This window comes from Psychrobacillus antarcticus (assembly GCF_029533155.1).
GTDB lineage: Bacteria > Bacillota > Bacilli > Bacillales_A > Planococcaceae > Psychrobacillus > Psychrobacillus antarcticus.
In genome coordinates, this window is the sequence record NZ_JAIZDB010000006.1 from 162,741 (window position 1) to 178,287 (window position 15,547).

Genomic DNA, 15,547 nt, shown 5'->3' on the forward strand with positions numbered 1-15,547 from the left:
ATCATCCCCCTAATGTTTCATTAATTAATTCGTTTAGCTCCTGTATGTCTACCCTATCTTGTTGTTGATTACTCAGATTATATTTCTTTTTTATCGAGAGAATTCGTTTCACACTTTCATCGATTCGTTGTTCGGTTATTTCTCCAGCTTCTATTGCATGGAGAATTGCATCTTTTGCCTTTTTAATATTGGCGTAGTCACGAGCTACTAACACTATGTCATTACCTGCCTTTACTGCAGATACGGCTGCTTCACTTATCTCAGTTGTATTTAAGATCGCTTTCATCGTCATGTCATCTGTTATGATAATTCCTTCATAATCTAGTTGTTCCCGCAATAAACCAGAAATAATTTTCTCGGATACGGAAGCCGGATAGGTAGAGTCAATTTTTGGAAGCAAAATATGTCCTATCATAATTACCTCTGCACCTTGCTCTATCGCTTGGATAAAAGGTATTAGCTCGAGGGCATGTAAATCCTTTAAACTCTTTTGAATTATTGGAAGCTCTTTGTGGGAATCGACTGCAGTATCGCCATGACCAGGAAAATGCTTTACAACTGGGATGACATGTTCACTACGTATACCTTCCATTGTCTGTAAACCTAACTCACTTACTATCTGCGCATCAGTTCCAAAAGATCGGTCTCCAATAACCGGATTTTCCGGGTTGCTATTTATATCCATAACAGGAGCAAAATCCAAGTTAAAGCCAAATGCACTTAGTTCTTTTCCTAATAGTTTTCCGATATCATAAGAAAGAGATGGGTCATTTCGTTTTCCTAGATCTTCATTTGCTGGTAGCTTAGTTAATCCCGGTAGCCTTGAAACTCTCCCACCTTCTTCATCGACACCCAAGAATAACGGAACTTTATTATTCGTATTTTCTTCTTTTATAGCATTTAATAAGGCAACAGATTGATTGCCATCCTTTAAGTTGTCCTTGAAGAAAATAATACCCCCGACTTGATCAGTTGAAATTATTTTCTTCGTTTCATCTGTCACGACAGTCCCCTTTATCCCTGCAAAAATCATTTGTCCGACCTTTTCTTCTAGGCTTAAATCGGATAAGGAGACTCCTTCTTCTTCCAATTCCGTGAAAACAGAAATGTGATGAACTCTTGGATTTGGTTTTTCTTCTGTCGGCTTAGGCAATATCCATTTGAATTGAAGGTCCTTTGTGACGTTATATATAAGTATCGTTTGATCGACTTGGTCATCTTGATAACTTTTAATTTTATCTGGTTCTCCTTCAATGGATATAATATCCTCGAGATAAATTTGTTGAATTTCGGCTGAACTGGAGCGTATGTCGACTACAACATCAGATTGATGACCAATTGTAACTTGGTTCGATAGAAATTCTTCATAAATGACACTAGCATTCTCCCCTTTTTCCTCTGGCACTCCCCATAATTCATGTACTTTTTGGATTGTTGTTTCACCTACGATAAAGGGGGAATTAATCGTTTGTCCCTGCTCCGCTAGTTCAAACAAGAGGGATACAAAGGATTCTGTATTAGAAGACACTTCTTCCGCCACTTCCTCCGGTACACTTCCATCTTCCTTAGATTCTTTGAGCATTACAACTATAGCAATTAATAAAAATAATATAAGAAGCATTAATACTTTCTTCGTCATCATAAAACCTCCCAAACAAATGATGAGCTTATCCCTAACTTCCATAAACCTAACCAATATCCCTTTAATTTAAATAAAATATAGGCGTTATATTTGTACTATCTCTACTTTTCAAATATAGTACTAGGTGAACAAAGGTATTCTTTAGAAAAAGGAAAAGAGGAAAAGTTATGTCCAATAAAGATGATTTGATATGCGATATAGAAACTGGAATTTGCGGTCCTGCAGGAGAAGGTAATTCTGTTATTGAACTAATTGACTTAACGACACTATCTCCTAAAAAGGATTCTGATTCAGTTTCAAAGCAAACAGAAAAAGATAAATAGAACGACCAAAATTAAACTAGAATGATTATTGTTAGATTCTCTTTTTCCGGTAATCTTATGATGCTTCCCCCAAAAATACAGGAAGCTCCCGAAGATACAATTTCGAGAGCTTTTTCGCTGCTTTGTTGGGTGTATGCTACTTATTTTTTAGCTTATTCCTACTTTTTGGGGAATGGTGGCTTCCCTCTCCTCATTCAGACTCTGGCAATATTTCATAAGCCATTTTACATATAATTTCTTTATGTTGAGGATAATCATGTATCAGTTCCTTTTGCGTAAAGAGTTCAAAATCCTCGTATTCGAATCCCGGTGCTACCATACAGCCGACTAGTGAAAATGCTCCCCCCTCATTAACGGATGACCCAAAAATAGTATTCTTGGGTACCAGCACTTGAGGAACTTCTCCATTTTCAATATTTAATCCTAGCTTATGTTCAACATAGTTACCTTTCTCATCGATAACATGTACCAAAAGTGAGCTACCATCATGGAAATACCAGAGCTCATCCGATTTCAATCTATGAAAATGGGACACATCCGCAGCACCTAATAGAAAATAGATACTCGTATACAATTTTTTATTTCCGCTATGGTTCTTGGAAGTATAACTACTCTGAAAGTACCCTCCTTCTGAATGAGGCTCTAACCCTAAATTTTTTATATAGTAGGAAGCATCTCTCATCATTGCACTTCCTTCACTTCTAAATGCTTCATACAATTAAATAAATGACAAATATTTTCATTTTCTTGGAGTTCCACAATTGTCACTGAAGTGTTGCCGATATCGCGTGAAAATTCTCCTTTAGGAACAAGTACATTTAATAACCTACTGATGAAGCCTCCATGACTTACGACAAGAACTCTTTTCCCGAAATGTCTTTGCTTTACCTCTTCTATAAAGGACATTCCACGAGAAATAATAGCATCTTCCGGCTCAAAGCCAATATCCCGGTTTCTCCAATCCGGACCCCATTTAGCAATTCGTTCGTCTTCAGTAGTTCCTTCTATGATACCTCCACCAATTTCCCTTAGGCGTTTGTCTTGTATAAAGTTGACTCCCGTATACTTCTCTGCAATAATTTCAGCCGTTTTCTTCGCGCGGATGAGTGGGCTTGTATAGATTACGTCCCATTCCTCGAACTGCATTCTCTTTGCTGCTCGCTCCGCCATTTGAATTCCTTCTTCATCTAGAGGCACATCTGTATTCCCCTGTGCTCTTCCTTCTTTATTCCACGCAGTGACACCATGTCTAACAAACCCTACCGTTGTCATGTGAATTCCCCCTTACTTATCCTTTCATTATAATCAAAGAAAAATAATTGAACAATTATCACTTGACCTTGACGTTACGTAAAGGTTTACACTGAATATATTAGGAGGTGATGAAGTGGAATACACGGTACAAAAGCTAGGTCAGCTTGCTGGTATCAGTACACGGACGCTTCGATATTACGATGAGATTGGTCTACTCAAACCCGCTCACATCAATTCATCTGGGTATCGTATTTACGGCGCCGCTGAAGTAGATCGTCTACAGCAAATAATGTTTTACCGCGAGCTGGGAGTAAATTTAGATAGTATTAAAGATATGATGACTTCGCCAACATTCGACGGAACCAAGGCACTTCGGGATCATCGTGAAAAACTGCTCGAAAAACGAGCACAACTAGATGCACTTATCAACAATGTGGATAAGTCAATCAGCCAAACAGAAAGGAAGATGAGCATGTCGGATAAAGAAAAATTTGAAGGTTTCAAACAAATACTTGTCGATAACAATGAGCAGAAATACGGAAAAGAAATTCGCCAAAAATATGGTGAAGATACTGTGAATGCATCCAATGCAAAAGTAAAGGGTATGACAGAAGAACAGTATGCGGACGTGCAGAAATTAGAGGACCAACTGTTTATCAACTTAAAAGCAGCTATGGAAACCGGGGACCCTGCTGGAGAACTAGCTCAACAAGCAGCAGATTTGCATAAACAATGGCTTTGCTTTTACTGGGATCATTACTCCAAAGAAGCTCATGCTGGTCTTGCTGAAATGTATGCCGCTGATGAACGCTTCACCGCTTATTATGACAAAGTACAGCCAGGAGCAACTGAATTCTTACGAGATGCGATTATTATTTATATAAAGTGAAACTTCAATCAGCGGGTCTCTTCATCCCCCACTGTTTGAAACTGAACTCAGGCAAATAACGCCGCATCTTGCGGCAATGCCTGAGTGACCAACAACCTGTTAGCCCGAACCAATCGGGCTAACAGGTTGTTGCTTCTTGCTCCAAGCATTAAAGTAGGAGTATTTCCGCCCGCTTGTATAAACCAAAATCACTCTCGTATGGGAGTGGCTCTCTCGTATAGCTCAAGTTCTCTCGATAATGCAGGACAAATAACAAGACGGTTCATGACCTTCTAGTTTTTTAATACGTTCTCGATTATGTGGATATCCTCTGGATAAGCCAAATCTAACGTTTGGATTTCCTCCAGTGACTTCCAACCAATTTCATGAATAAATTCATCTGGGTCCTGAAGTGTTATTTCTCCACTTATTATTTCTACTAGAAAATAGTCCACATCGTAGGAGATGCCTTGTTCACTGATATCGCCACTTTTATTATGTATTTTTTCCATCGTTTTCACTATGAGTCCAGTTACCTCACTGAATTCTCTTATACAGCATTCCTCTAATGTTTCTCCTTCTTCAAGCGTCCCCGACGGAACAGTCCATTTCTTATCTTCTCCTGGTGCTGCTTGGAGTACCATTAACACTTGCTTTTGTTCATTTACACAAATCCCTGCTGCACCTTTCCAACTAAACATCAGCATCCACTCCCTCTCTTTATATCCATTCTTCCTCTACGACTTGAAGATCATACAGTGACTTTCTCAAATCTACACGATCCCCCGTAAGGAACTGGACCCCTTCTGCTTCTAGTATTGCTTTTTGTGAGTATGCCGATTCTTCATCAGCTATCACAATTTCTCCCTTCGCATTAATCACACGATGCCATGGCAGATTATACTTAGCACTCATAGAATGTAAAACTCGAACTACTTGTCTTGCTCCTCTAGGACTTCCTGCAACTTTTGCAATTTGTCCATAGGTCATTACTTTCCCAGACGGGATGGACTTTATAATTTGAATTACTCTTTCAGTAAAAGGGTTCATCACTCAACTTCCTTTCATTCCTTTCATTATAACTGACAATTTATATAAATATAATTATATTGATTCAGTACCTTGCATAAGATAATACTGTATGATATATTCTATCCAAGGTACTGTTCATTGATTAGTAGCGAAAGGAGGAAATAAAAGATGAATATTCAATTTAAAAAAGGCGTCTTAAATTTATGTGTGCTTGTTTTATTGGATAAGCAAGATCGTTACGGGTATGAGTTAGTCCAAAAAATATCCGATCAGATCTCCATTTCGGAAGGATCCGTCTATCCATTATTAAGACGATTGACAAAGGAAGGATATTTTACTACCTATTTGCAGGAGTCCACAGAAGGACCCCCTCGTAAATACTACAAGCTAACGGATTTAGGTCGGTCCTACTTACATGAACAACTAAAAGAATGGAAAAGCTTCACAACTGGTGTAAACAATCTAATCGAAGAGGGTGTAAAAAATGACTGAACAACAATTTTTAAACGAATTAGAACTTGCTTTGACGAGGCTTCCCGCTGAGGAGAGAAATGATATTCTTTCTGACATTAAAGAGTATTTCTCCAATGGGCGGGAAGACGGAAAATCAGATAGTGAAATTGCAGCCTCCTTAGGTTCACCAAAAGAAATTGCTGAGGAGCTTTCGGAAAACCAAATTCACATTCCAGATAAAATTACATCGAGCAATAAAATCATTAAAGTACCCCATGCAAATTTCTCGAATGTAATGATGGATATCGACTTTGGTTCATTACACGTGACCTCTTCAGATACTGAGGAAGCATCTATCGAGTTAGTTGGTGAAAACGACAAGTTACAATTGACAGCTGAAGTAGTAAACGACACCTTATCGATTCGGTTAAAAACCAAAAAGTATAAATTTTTTAGTTTCATATTCTTAATAAAACAACTAAGAGTAAACGTTGCTCTACCTAAAAAACTGTATACGACTGTAATTATGAAAACCGATAACGGTCGTATTCGTGCAGAAAAAATACTAGGGAAAAATATTAAGATAACATCAGATAACGGGAGTATTGGACTGAAAGAATTTGCTGCGACCATTCTAGAAGTAGAAACGGACAATGGGCGTATTGAAATGGAGAAAATTCAAGCTGATAAACTTACCGCTGAAACGGATAACGGCAGAATAGAACTTCAAAATATTGATGCGGAGCAAGTTCACACGGAGACCGATAACGGCAGAATTATTATGCAATATGTTAACGGCAGTATTACAGGAAAAACAGATAATGGCAGAATCGAGCTATTAACTACTAGCTTGGATCGAATGATTGATTTGGAAACGGATAACGGAAGTATATTAGTAGAAACGGAAACAGATCCTACAAATGTATCGATTCATACAAAAGTGGATTTCGGCAAAATAAGTGTGTTCGGCGAAAAAAATTCTCGCACTGTATTTGGTATAGGCGCAAACAAAGTACGCCTTTCTTCAGATAACGGGAAAATAACAGTAGAAAAGAAAAGCAAAACACCTGTTTTCGATTAAAATAAAGAGGAGAATTTGTGACTGTTGTCATGAACTCCTCTTTCTTTATATTCTGGTATTTTTTTACTATTACAACTACCATGTTCATTTTTCCAACTTAACCGCTCAAAATTCCAACTAAAGACATTTTTCAGGCTTTCACATGGGTTTACTTCCTCTTTTTGGCCGCCGTATCACAAAAAGAGCCCTTCCAGACGTCAAATGTCTGAAAGGACTCTAAGTTGAGCGCTTTTCTTGTTAGTTTTCTTCTATTTCTTTACGGTTTTTCTTGAACAGTTTTGATAAGATTTCATAAACGATTGGTACAACTATTAACGTTAATAACGTTGAACTTGTTAGACCACCGATTACTGTAATACCAAGACCTTTCGAGATTAAACCGCCACCACCTGAACCAACAGCTAATGGTATCAATGCACCAATCGTTGCGATTGCAGTCATTAGAATTGGCCGTAAACGAGTTACTCCTGCTTCCAGAACTGCTTCACGCATGCTCATGCCATCACGTTCCATATGGATGATTCGGTCTACTAGTACAATCGCATTTGTGACTACGATACCGATTAACATGAGCATCCCCATCATAACCGATACAGAAATTGTTTCTCCTGCGATCCATAAACCAACGAACGATCCGATTATCGCAAATGGTAAAGAGAACAGGATAGCAAATGGTGCTACACCTTCACGGAATGTTACAACTAAGATAAAGTAAACGATTGCGATAGCCGCAAGCATTGCTATACCAAGCTGCGTAAATGTTTCTGTCATGTCAGCTGCTACACCAGCTACACCAACTTCAACTCCTTTAGGTAAGTCTAATTTATCAATTGCTTCATCTACTTCAGATGTTGCAACTGAAATGTCATCCCCAAGGATTGTTCCAGAAACTGTCGCATAATACTCCCCTTTACTACGTGCAAGCGTATTTAGTGTTGTTCCTTCTTCAACTGTTACCAGCTCAGAAAGAGGCATTGTCGTACCTAATGCTGTAGGTACTTCTGTAGCTAAAATATCATCAACAGATTTCGGTTGTTCCGCTTTTTCTTGCTGAACAATCACGTCTAATGTATTTCCTTCTTTTTCAACTGTCGTCAATACTTCTTGTGTAGCATAAGGACTTAACATCATAACAATCTGACCTGTCGTTAAACCATACTGAAGTAATTCATCTTGCTCTACTTTGAATGTATATTCTACGAAGGCATCCTCAGTACTAGAAGAAACGTCTTCTAGGCCGTCATTGTCACTCATTACATCTTCTACCATTTTTACAGCTTCGTTTAGTTTGTCTAAATCTTCACTGTAGAATGTGTAGCTAACTTCATTTGAAGACATGGACATAGCGGAGAAGTTTTGAGTCTTCCACTCGCCCGTTTGTTCTATATTAAAGATGTACTCTTCAATTTCTTCGCGAGCTCCTGGGAAATCTTCCATTTCTGGATCAAAGATTAGGTACATTAATGCACCACCTGCTCCGCCACCCATCATCGCTGCTGCTGGATCAACACTATCGCTATCCGTTACGGACAATTGAAGAATATCAATATCTTTATGTTTTAATAACTCTTCTTCTACTACAGCAATATTTGCTAATGTGTCATCTTTTAACTCACCAGCTTCTGGTGTATATGTTAAATACATAACTTTTTCTTCTTCACTCCCTAAGAAGCTAAAGCCAATTAATGGCGTTAAAGCTAAACTACCCGCCAATAAAACAATAGATACAATAGAAGTAATTACTTTATGGTTAAGCGTCCATTCTAATATGCGCTTATAACCTTTAGCCAGTTTACCAGCCTCTTTGTGATTACTTTCTTTCTTTTCACCATATAACTTCTTCTTAAATAGGTAATGAGACAATGCCGGAACGATTGTAACAGCCACTATCAATGATGCCCCAAGTGCAAAAGTCATTGTAAGTGCGAATGGCAAGAACAATTCTCCGACCATACCTCCAACAAATAGTAATGGTGCAAATACTGCAACCGTAACTAAAGTAGATGATAGTATGGGTTTGAACATTTCTAAAGTCGCTTCACGTACTAGCGCACGGCCTGATAACTTTTCATCTTTTAAATGAATACGACGATAAATATTTTCTACTACGACAATGGAGTCATCTATTACTCGCCCTATGGCAACTGTAATAGCTCCAAGGGTCATAATATTCAACGTGATATCCATCCAGTTCAATAATAGTAATGCCATGAAAATAGATACCGGAATTGATATGATCGAAATAATGGTTGATTTTATATCACGTAAGAACAATAATATGATTAATACAGCAATCAAACCACCAAATAATGCTTTTTCAATCATCGTAAAGACGGACTCTTCAATTGGCTCACCTTGATCTAGTGAAACATCAATAACAAGACCATCGATATTTTGTTGCTCTTCTTTAATCAATTCTTTCACACTATTAACAACATCAACTGTATTAGCTTCTTGCCCTTTAACAATTTGAATAGAAATAGCATCTTCCCCATTTGTGCGTGATACAGATTGAACTCTACCTACTTCCTCAATAGTAGCAATATCACTAAGTTTCACAAATGGAGATGGATTTGTTGCTGATGGTGTTACAGGAATTAGCATTTCCTTTAGTTCTTCTGATGTCATGAACTTGCCATCTACTGAAACAGCTTCTTCACCTTCTTCAAATTCATAAAGACCTAATGAAACTGCTAAGTCGCTAGCCTGAATCATTTGTTTTACATCATCTTCTGTTAAACCAAGCTCAGCCATTTTCTCTTCGTTATACGTAAGCCGAACTTCCTCAATATGCTGTCCTGCAATAGTTGCAGAAGCTACTCCATCGATTTTCTCCATTTTAGGAACTAAAAGCTCTGAAACTGTAGATGTTAACTCCACAATATCTTCTGTCATACTACTAACACTTAACGCCACAACAGGCATCATATTCAAGCTAATAGCAGTCACAATTGGCTCCTGTGCACCTTCCGGTAATTTTACAGCCTCTAATGCAGATTTCAAAGTACGATTTGCTTCGGCCATATCCTCCCCATACTCATATTCCACTTGAATACTTGCCATATTCGCATTGGAATTAGAAAAAACAGATTTTACTCCTGGAAGGTTTTCTACTACTTTTTCTAAAGGCATGGATACATCTTCCATGACTTGCTCAGGTGTTGCACCTGGATAAACATCCATTACCATTAAATAAGGAATTGAAATATCCGGAATTGTTTCCATATTCATTCGTGTTCCCGAATAAATACCGGACACTGTGATAATAATTGTAAGTAACCATACTGCTAATTTATTATGAAGAACAAAATTGACTAAACCTTTCACTCTTACACCTACCCTTAATTGACTTTAATTTCTCAATTACTTATAATAATGACTTATTAGTCAGTTGTCAATAATATGAACTAGGAGCGATAGGTTTAAATGGGTAAAAAACAACTAATCATGGAAAAAGCAATAGAGCTTTTTGCACAACAAGGATTTGAACTAACCTCTGTCCAACAAATCACAGAACACTGCGGTATCTCTAAAGGTGCATTCTATTTGTCATTTAAGTCTAAAGATGAATTAATATTAGCAATAATAGACCAATTTATGAGTCAAATGATTTCAGATACTGACTACCAGGTCACAAACACACAAGAAGATGAAAGAACATTATATAAATTTTACTTTACGATATTTAAATCCTCTCAAAAGCATTCAAATTTCGCTAAAATTTTGATGAAAGAACAGTCACAATCATTCAATAAGGAGCTTGGTATTAAGTTCAGGTATTATGATCGGTTACTAGAGAAAATTATCCTAACTATGATGGAGAGGTTATTCGGGGAAAAGATTGAAAATACGAAGCATGATTTAGTTTATTGTATTAAAGGTTTCATTAGTATTTATTCGGAATTAATTTTATTCAATGATGTGCCTGTAAATTTGGATCTGCTCGCACAATCCTTAGTAGAAAAAACAAACTTACTTGCTTCACAAATTACAATTCCTTTCGTCACCGAAGAAATATTCCAACTAAAACGGTTAACTAATGACGAAGTAACAATTGAACAACTGCTGGCTATTTTAGACCAATGCTTAAATGAAGCAGAGGAGCCACTTGAAAAAGAATCACTTAGCTTATTAAAACAACATTTATTAGAGCCCTCCCTAAGTCCAGCTTTAGTAGAAGGTCTTTTAAAAAATGTTCATGACTATTCTAATTGCAAATGGGTTGCCTTTTTGCTTCGGAATTATTTTGAGTTAAGCTCTGATAAATAATTTGGATGATTTCCGTTCTAGTTAAGCGAGGACAACCCTTCTTTTTCAATGGCAATTATTTCAAGGTTCATTTTACACAAATCGGGTATTTTATACACAACATTCCTTATATTAGAGAGTTGTGATAAAATGTTTGGATTTTCGGATTTACTTTCTTTAATAATTTCAGCTTTTATCATCTTGCCCATTGTTGTATTTCTACGAGAAACCGGTTACTTGATAGTGAGTGGTATTTTCGGTGTAAAGAACCCTAGACTGACAATTGGCTCCGGCCCTCGAATTTTCAAGTTTTGGATATTTGATATTCGAAAACACTATCATCTATTTAGTTGGTTTTCCTATGATTCGCTAAAAAGGGAAAGTAAGCTTGCATATATATGTATTTACGCAGGTCCTATCCTCATGAATATTTCGGTATCTCTACTATTAAATACATTATTAGCAAACGGTCTGTTAGAGGAATATAAAACATTTTGGGATCGTTTTGTGTTTTATGGCTTTTATTATGTTGTGTTTGATATTATACCGATGAGAACTATAAACGGCATGCCAAACAATGGAATGATTATTTATGAAATGATTCGCTACGGAAAACGGACTGATTGGAACCACGAACCTTTTATTCAAAAAACTACGGATATTGAAGAGGAATACCAAGAAATTCATGAAGAAATAAAGGATAAGAATAAAGAGAAAATATAATAGGGAAATTCTAATAGCTAGATGAAGTGCGCTACTATGCCATATTCTTCATCTAGCTCTTTTAATAGGGAATCCTTTTGCTATAATTTTTCTAGTTTCAAATGAACAGAATCTATCAGCTTCTTATAGCCTATTTCCTGATATATTTTGTTCGAAGTTGGATTAAGCATATCTGTATATAGTACACAAAACTTAAACTCCTTCAATAACTCTTTACTCACTGCAGCTACCATTGTTCGTCCATACCCTTTTCTTCGTTTTTCTGCCGGTGTAAAAACAAGAGAAACTGTAACTCCATTTGCTGTTGGTCTAGCCTTTTTCATCATAGATACAACTTCCCCTTTGTTTTCCCACAGGAAGACTTCCTTTGCATCTAACATAGCTTTCACACGTTTTTTTATTTCTACTGGAGCTGTAGTTGGTAGCCCAGTATCATGCTCAAACTGCCCGAACCATTTTTCTATAAGTAGTGCGTCGTTAGACGTTGCATAACGCCATGAGTCTGTGCTCATTTCTAGTGATTCCTCTACCTTGTCCAATCTATAGAGCCCTTGATCCATTATTAAAGAGTAGCTTCCACCTGTTCTTTCTTGCCACTTGTTTGCAAACAGAATAGCCCATTCCTTTACACTGATTATTGATTCTACTGGAACAGCTTGATTGATTAATTCGGTTATACATAAGTCCGTGCAAGTAGCTAGTTGATTTTCATCGACAAATATTATATTTAGAGGATGTGGAGGAGTCATTTGAAAAATTGCTAATAATTGACCGTTTTCTTCAATAGTAGCCATATATGGATTTTCGTAAGCACCGACCTTTATTCTCTCGAGAACACCAAGAAATAAACTGAACTTATCCTCATTTTCTTTCAAAAAAGGTGTTACTCTAATGGCAAATCTCTCTACACTTTCATAATGCTGAAAATTCATATAATTGACCACCTTTCATCTTTGTATGTTAATATAACCTAAAACACTGTGGGAGTGGATACTTTTATGCAAATTGTTTCAATTAGGGATGTTCATATAGGAAAAGGTGTACCCAAAGTTATTGTTCCACTTATGGGAACAACGCTAAAAGAGCTCCTTTTCGAAATAAAAACAATTAAACGATTAAACTTAGATATTGTTGAATGGCGCGCAGATTTGTTAGAGGATATTGAAGATTTAACGAAAGTAAAACAAACACTTTCTGTCCTTCGAGAAGAGCTATACCCAATCCCGCTATTATTCACTTTTAGAACACATCGTGAGGGTGGCAATAAAACCATAGAAGATTCATACTACGAGACCCTTCTTGTGGAAGTAATGAAAACAAAAGAAATTGACTTGCTAGATGTAGAGTTGTTCTCACCAAAAGTGATGGAAATTATGGAGAGCGCGAAAGAAAATGACGTTGTGATCATTATGTCTAATCATGATTTTGACAAGACTCCAGCCAAGGAAGAAATCATATGGAGACTTAAGAGAATGCAAGAGTTAGGTGCACATATACCTAAAATCGCAGTAATGCCGAACAACCCATCTGATGTTCTGACATTGCTAGATGCCACGTATACCATGCAATCTGTATATGCAGACCGTCCAATTATCACCATGTCTATGGCTGCTACAGGAGCAATCAGTCGATTAGCCGGGGAGATTTTCGGTTCAGTAGCAACGTTTGGTGCTGGAGTATCTTCATCGGCACCTGGTCAAATTCCGGCAAGTGATCTTAAATATATTTTAGAATTACTACATACCAAATAAGAAAAAACAAAGGCACCTAGTAACTCAGAAAAGCGGCAGGTACTCCAATTGCGACGATATTTCGCATGAGCTGTTGCCGCTAATTTGAATTCTCCATTATAGTATTTGGGCTAGTCGAATCTTATCCACACATAGGATGCCATTTTCGATGATTTCCTCATTATAGCGACCCGAGAAAAAGTCGATGTCCACTCCGATAATTCGAAATCCACATTTTTGATAGAGAGCTAGCTGATCTATACTGGAATTACCGGTACCAACTTCCATTACATTATATCCTTGTTCCTTTGCCTTGTTAACAGCGTTCATTACAAGTGCTTTTCCAAAGCCTTTACCTTGGTGTTGCTCTATCACCGCTATATTAACGAGTTCTACTGTTTCTGGTCTCGTCGGCAGCAATACAAATACACCAACTATCTCTCCATCTACCTCACCAATGTAGCATTCCCCTCGTTCTAGGTATTGTTTGATAAACTTTTCAGAAGGGTCTGCTAGCAACAATAATTCTAACGGATACTCTTCTTTTATTTGTCTTATTTCCATAGATTATTTCCCCCCTTCTTTAGCTCATCTCAAATACAACGATACCTACATAATATTAATCCCCATCCTTCTCCACTAGAAAAGGATGGGGTTTATGTTTATTTTAATATATCGAGAATTTCTTCTGAAACATACGTTTTCTTATCTTTTACTATCGGTTTTTCTGAAAATAATTGCAAACTTTTATTGTAACTATAAACTTTCATATTACGAAAGATTTGGAAAGAGCTGTTACCTTTTGTGAGTGTTACTAACTTTTGCGTAGGGACAGTATAATCTTTCACTTCATACCCCAGATATTCTGCTACTTGATGGAGCGGAATCATTTTTACCCCATTTTGTATATAATGATCATCATTAATAATTTGTTTCAGTTCGGGTGAAAGGTAATTTACAGCAACAATTTTCGTTGGAACTGTTTGAGCTGGAATACTTTTTGTAGCAGTATTATAAAAAATAATTAGCTCTTTTCCCTCTAAATCCTCCTGAGTTATTACTTCTCCTTTTTCATTACGTATGTCAGTCTCTTTGGAAATGTTCAATTGGAGCTCTTGATCTAAACTAATCAGGTTATGGTCAAACTTAGCTACTTTCACAAAATTGAATTTTTCTTTGTCTTGAACAACGACAATCTCCGGAGTTATTCTTGCTGGATAAATCAAAATCATTGGCTTATTTTTGTCGTAGAAAGCTTCTATTTTCTGGCCTTTTTTAAAGGATTCTTTTTTAAATGGCTCTGCATTTGTCCCTTTAAAAAGAAGGACATTATTATCTAGTGGGAAGATAGTCGTGATTGGTTCATCCCCTTCTGTCACAACTGTAAGTTCAATCTGATTTTTATCGTTTGTTATCTCTGTTATGACACCTGAAAATTTCATGAAGTTTGAAGCATCTTCAGTTTCCACAGGTGAAATTGCTACTATTTTAGTGGGAGTTGTTTGAGCTGGAATGCTTTTTGTAGCCATCGTATAGAATACAATAAGCTCTTTTCCACTTAAATCTTGTCGTTCTATTTTATCTCCCTTCGTATTTTCTAGAATCGTTTTATTATCCACTTTCAAATTTAATTCATTATCTAAACTACGCAGTTCCTCATCAAACTTTCCTACTTTAACCGAACCGAATGTTTTATCGTCATGGATAACAACTAATTCGGGTGAAATTTGTGCTGGATAGATAGTAATCATCGGTTTATCTTTAGCATAATAGGCATCAATTTGTCTGCCTTTTTGTAACGCCGTTTTATCCATCTTTTTCGTTGATCCACTGCTGTATAACATTGTTTCGTTCGTTACTTTGTAAAAAGTAATTTGCGGCTCTTTACCAGTTGTTTCTACCGTTAATGTGGTAGTATCTTCTTTTGTTTCCACATTAGTTATAATTCCAGATGCTTTTATAAAGTTCGTTGTTCCTACTTTTACATCGTCATTTTGTGCTGAGACTGATCCTTGGCTCCATATTAGCCCTAAAGTTAAAATTATTACGATAACTCCACAAATTTTCTTCATCGAATCTCTCCTCTTTTTACTTCTCTATCCATTTGACGGGCTTATTTGAAAAACGTTACATTTTTTTGAAACATTCTTAATTTTGTTTCGTATAAAGGGAAAAGAGAAAAATAGATAGGAG

The 15,547-nt window shown here is 36.8% G+C and carries 16 protein-coding genes; 7 read left to right on the forward strand and 9 right to left on the reverse strand.

The annotated features are described in order from the left end of the window. Position 1: 1 nt before the first annotated feature. Positions 2-1,639, reverse strand: coding sequence for a beta-N-acetylhexosaminidase (nagZ, locus tag LDK52_RS04875; RefSeq protein WP_277584826.1), 1,638 nt, complete (start codon positions 1,637-1,639; stop codon positions 2-4). Positions 1,640-1,809: 170 nt separating this feature from the next. Between nagZ and LDK52_RS04880 the strand changes: the two genes are divergently transcribed. Then, complete coding sequence (locus LDK52_RS04880) at positions 1,810-1,965, forward strand: hypothetical protein (RefSeq protein ID WP_277584827.1); 156 nt, start codon at positions 1,810-1,812, stop codon at positions 1,963-1,965. Between the two features lie 190 nt (positions 1,966-2,155). On the opposite strand, the gene LDK52_RS04885 is transcribed toward LDK52_RS04880, so the two are convergent. Next, positions 2,156-2,650, reverse strand: coding sequence for a cupin domain-containing protein (locus tag LDK52_RS04885; protein ID WP_277584828.1), 495 nt, complete (start codon positions 2,648-2,650; stop codon positions 2,156-2,158). Then, complete coding sequence (locus LDK52_RS04890) at positions 2,647-3,237, reverse strand: histidine phosphatase family protein (RefSeq protein ID WP_277584829.1); 591 nt, start codon at positions 3,235-3,237, stop codon at positions 2,647-2,649. The genes LDK52_RS04885 and LDK52_RS04890 overlap by 4 nt, the downstream gene beginning before the upstream one ends. A 115-nt stretch (positions 3,238-3,352) precedes the next feature. Here LDK52_RS04890 and LDK52_RS04895 point away from each other — a divergent pair, with 115 nt between their 5' ends. Continuing rightward, entirely contained in the window at positions 3,353-4,108 is a 756-nt protein-coding gene (locus LDK52_RS04895; protein WP_277584830.1) for a MerR family transcriptional regulator, read from the forward strand. A 272-nt stretch (positions 4,109-4,380) separates the two neighbouring features. Here LDK52_RS04895 and LDK52_RS04900 read toward each other — a convergent pair whose 3' ends face one another. Next, the gene (locus tag LDK52_RS04900; RefSeq protein ID WP_277584831.1) at positions 4,381-4,788 is read right to left on the reverse strand and encodes an NUDIX hydrolase; all 408 of its coding nucleotides are present in this window, start codon (positions 4,786-4,788) and stop codon (positions 4,381-4,383) included. Positions 4,789-4,807: 19 nt separating this feature from the next. Beyond that, complete coding sequence (locus LDK52_RS04905) at positions 4,808-5,137, reverse strand: MGMT family protein (RefSeq protein ID WP_277584832.1); 330 nt, start codon at positions 5,135-5,137, stop codon at positions 4,808-4,810. Positions 5,138-5,287: 150 nt separating this feature from the next. Here LDK52_RS04905 and LDK52_RS04910 point away from each other — a divergent pair, with 150 nt between their 5' ends. Both LDK52_RS04910 and LDK52_RS04915 read left to right on the forward strand, forming a co-directional pair. Then, positions 5,288-5,611: a PadR family transcriptional regulator gene (locus tag LDK52_RS04910; protein WP_090566098.1), complete on the forward strand. Its 324-nt coding sequence runs from the start codon at positions 5,288-5,290 to the stop codon at positions 5,609-5,611. After that, positions 5,604-6,653 carry a DUF4097 family beta strand repeat-containing protein gene (locus LDK52_RS04915; protein WP_277584833.1) on the forward strand — a complete coding sequence of 350 codons (1,050 nt, stop codon included), beginning with the start codon at positions 5,604-5,606 and terminating at the stop codon, positions 6,651-6,653. The genes LDK52_RS04910 and LDK52_RS04915 overlap by 8 nt, the downstream gene beginning before the upstream one ends. Before the next feature lie 237 nt (positions 6,654-6,890). On the opposite strand, the gene LDK52_RS04920 is transcribed toward LDK52_RS04915, so the two are convergent. Continuing rightward, a complete protein-coding gene (locus LDK52_RS04920) occupies positions 6,891-9,980 on the reverse strand; it encodes an efflux RND transporter permease subunit (protein ID WP_277584834.1) in 3,090 nt (1,029 codons plus the stop codon). A gap of 99 nt (positions 9,981-10,079) precedes the next feature. Here LDK52_RS04920 and LDK52_RS04925 point away from each other — a divergent pair, with 99 nt between their 5' ends. Beyond that, entirely contained in the window at positions 10,080-10,922 is an 843-nt protein-coding gene (locus LDK52_RS04925; protein ID WP_277584835.1) for a TetR/AcrR family transcriptional regulator, read from the forward strand. 129 nt (positions 10,923-11,051) lie between these two features. Next, a complete protein-coding gene (locus LDK52_RS04930) occupies positions 11,052-11,624 on the forward strand; it encodes a hypothetical protein (protein ID WP_277584836.1) in 573 nt (190 codons plus the stop codon). A gap of 80 nt (positions 11,625-11,704) precedes the next feature. On the opposite strand, the gene LDK52_RS04935 is transcribed toward LDK52_RS04930, so the two are convergent. Beyond that, a complete protein-coding gene (locus LDK52_RS04935; protein WP_277584837.1) occupies positions 11,705-12,556 on the reverse strand; it encodes a GNAT family N-acetyltransferase in 852 nt (283 codons plus the stop codon). Positions 12,557-12,622: 66 nt separating this feature from the next. On the opposite strand from LDK52_RS04935, the gene aroD reads away from it, so the two are divergent. Further along, the gene (aroD, locus tag LDK52_RS04940) at positions 12,623-13,375 is read left to right on the forward strand and encodes a type I 3-dehydroquinate dehydratase (RefSeq protein ID WP_277584838.1); all 753 of its coding nucleotides are present in this window, start codon (positions 12,623-12,625) and stop codon (positions 13,373-13,375) included. 96 nt (positions 13,376-13,471) lie between these two features. On the opposite strand, the gene LDK52_RS04945 is transcribed toward aroD, so the two are convergent. Together LDK52_RS04945 and LDK52_RS04950 are read right to left on the reverse strand one after the other, a co-directional pair. Next, positions 13,472-13,918 (reverse strand): GNAT family N-acetyltransferase, encoded by a 447-nt coding sequence (locus LDK52_RS04945; RefSeq protein ID WP_277584839.1) that lies wholly within the window; start codon positions 13,916-13,918, stop codon positions 13,472-13,474. A 98-nt stretch (positions 13,919-14,016) separates the two neighbouring features. Further along, positions 14,017-15,426 (reverse strand): stalk domain-containing protein, encoded by a 1,410-nt coding sequence (locus tag LDK52_RS04950; RefSeq protein WP_277584840.1) that lies wholly within the window; start codon positions 15,424-15,426, stop codon positions 14,017-14,019. Between the last annotated feature and the right edge of the window lie 121 nt (positions 15,427-15,547).

Bases quoted from the DNA above. Each gene is read 5' to 3' on its own strand.
- nagZ (WP_277584826.1), bottom strand. From the start codon at position 1,639: ATGACGAAGAAAGTATTAATGCTTCTTATATTATTTTTATTAATTGCT.
- LDK52_RS04880 (WP_277584827.1), top strand. From the start codon at position 1,810: ATGTCCAATAAAGATGATTTGATATGCGATATAGAAACTGGAATTTGC.
- LDK52_RS04885 (WP_277584828.1), bottom strand. From the start codon at position 2,650: ATGATGAGAGATGCTTCCTACTATATAAAAAATTTAGGGTTAGAGCCT.
- LDK52_RS04890 (WP_277584829.1), bottom strand. From the start codon at position 3,237: ATGACAACGGTAGGGTTTGTTAGACATGGTGTCACTGCGTGGAATAAA.
- LDK52_RS04900 (WP_277584831.1), bottom strand. From the start codon at position 4,788: ATGTTTAGTTGGAAAGGTGCAGCAGGGATTTGTGTAAATGAACAAAAG.
- LDK52_RS04905 (WP_277584832.1), bottom strand. From the start codon at position 5,137: ATGAACCCTTTTACTGAAAGAGTAATTCAAATTATAAAGTCCATCCCG.
- LDK52_RS04910 (WP_090566098.1), top strand. From the start codon at position 5,288: ATGAATATTCAATTTAAAAAAGGCGTCTTAAATTTATGTGTGCTTGTT.
- LDK52_RS04915 (WP_277584833.1), top strand. From the start codon at position 5,604: ATGACTGAACAACAATTTTTAAACGAATTAGAACTTGCTTTGACGAGG.
- LDK52_RS04925 (WP_277584835.1), top strand. From the start codon at position 10,080: ATGGGTAAAAAACAACTAATCATGGAAAAAGCAATAGAGCTTTTTGCA.
- LDK52_RS04930 (WP_277584836.1), top strand. From the start codon at position 11,052: ATGTTTGGATTTTCGGATTTACTTTCTTTAATAATTTCAGCTTTTATC.
- LDK52_RS04935 (WP_277584837.1), bottom strand. From the start codon at position 12,556: ATGAATTTTCAGCATTATGAAAGTGTAGAGAGATTTGCCATTAGAGTA.
- aroD (WP_277584838.1), top strand. From the start codon at position 12,623: ATGCAAATTGTTTCAATTAGGGATGTTCATATAGGAAAAGGTGTACCC.
- LDK52_RS04945 (WP_277584839.1), bottom strand. From the start codon at position 13,918: ATGGAAATAAGACAAATAAAAGAAGAGTATCCGTTAGAATTATTGTTG.
- LDK52_RS04950 (WP_277584840.1), bottom strand. From the start codon at position 15,426: ATGAAGAAAATTTGTGGAGTTATCGTAATAATTTTAACTTTAGGGCTA.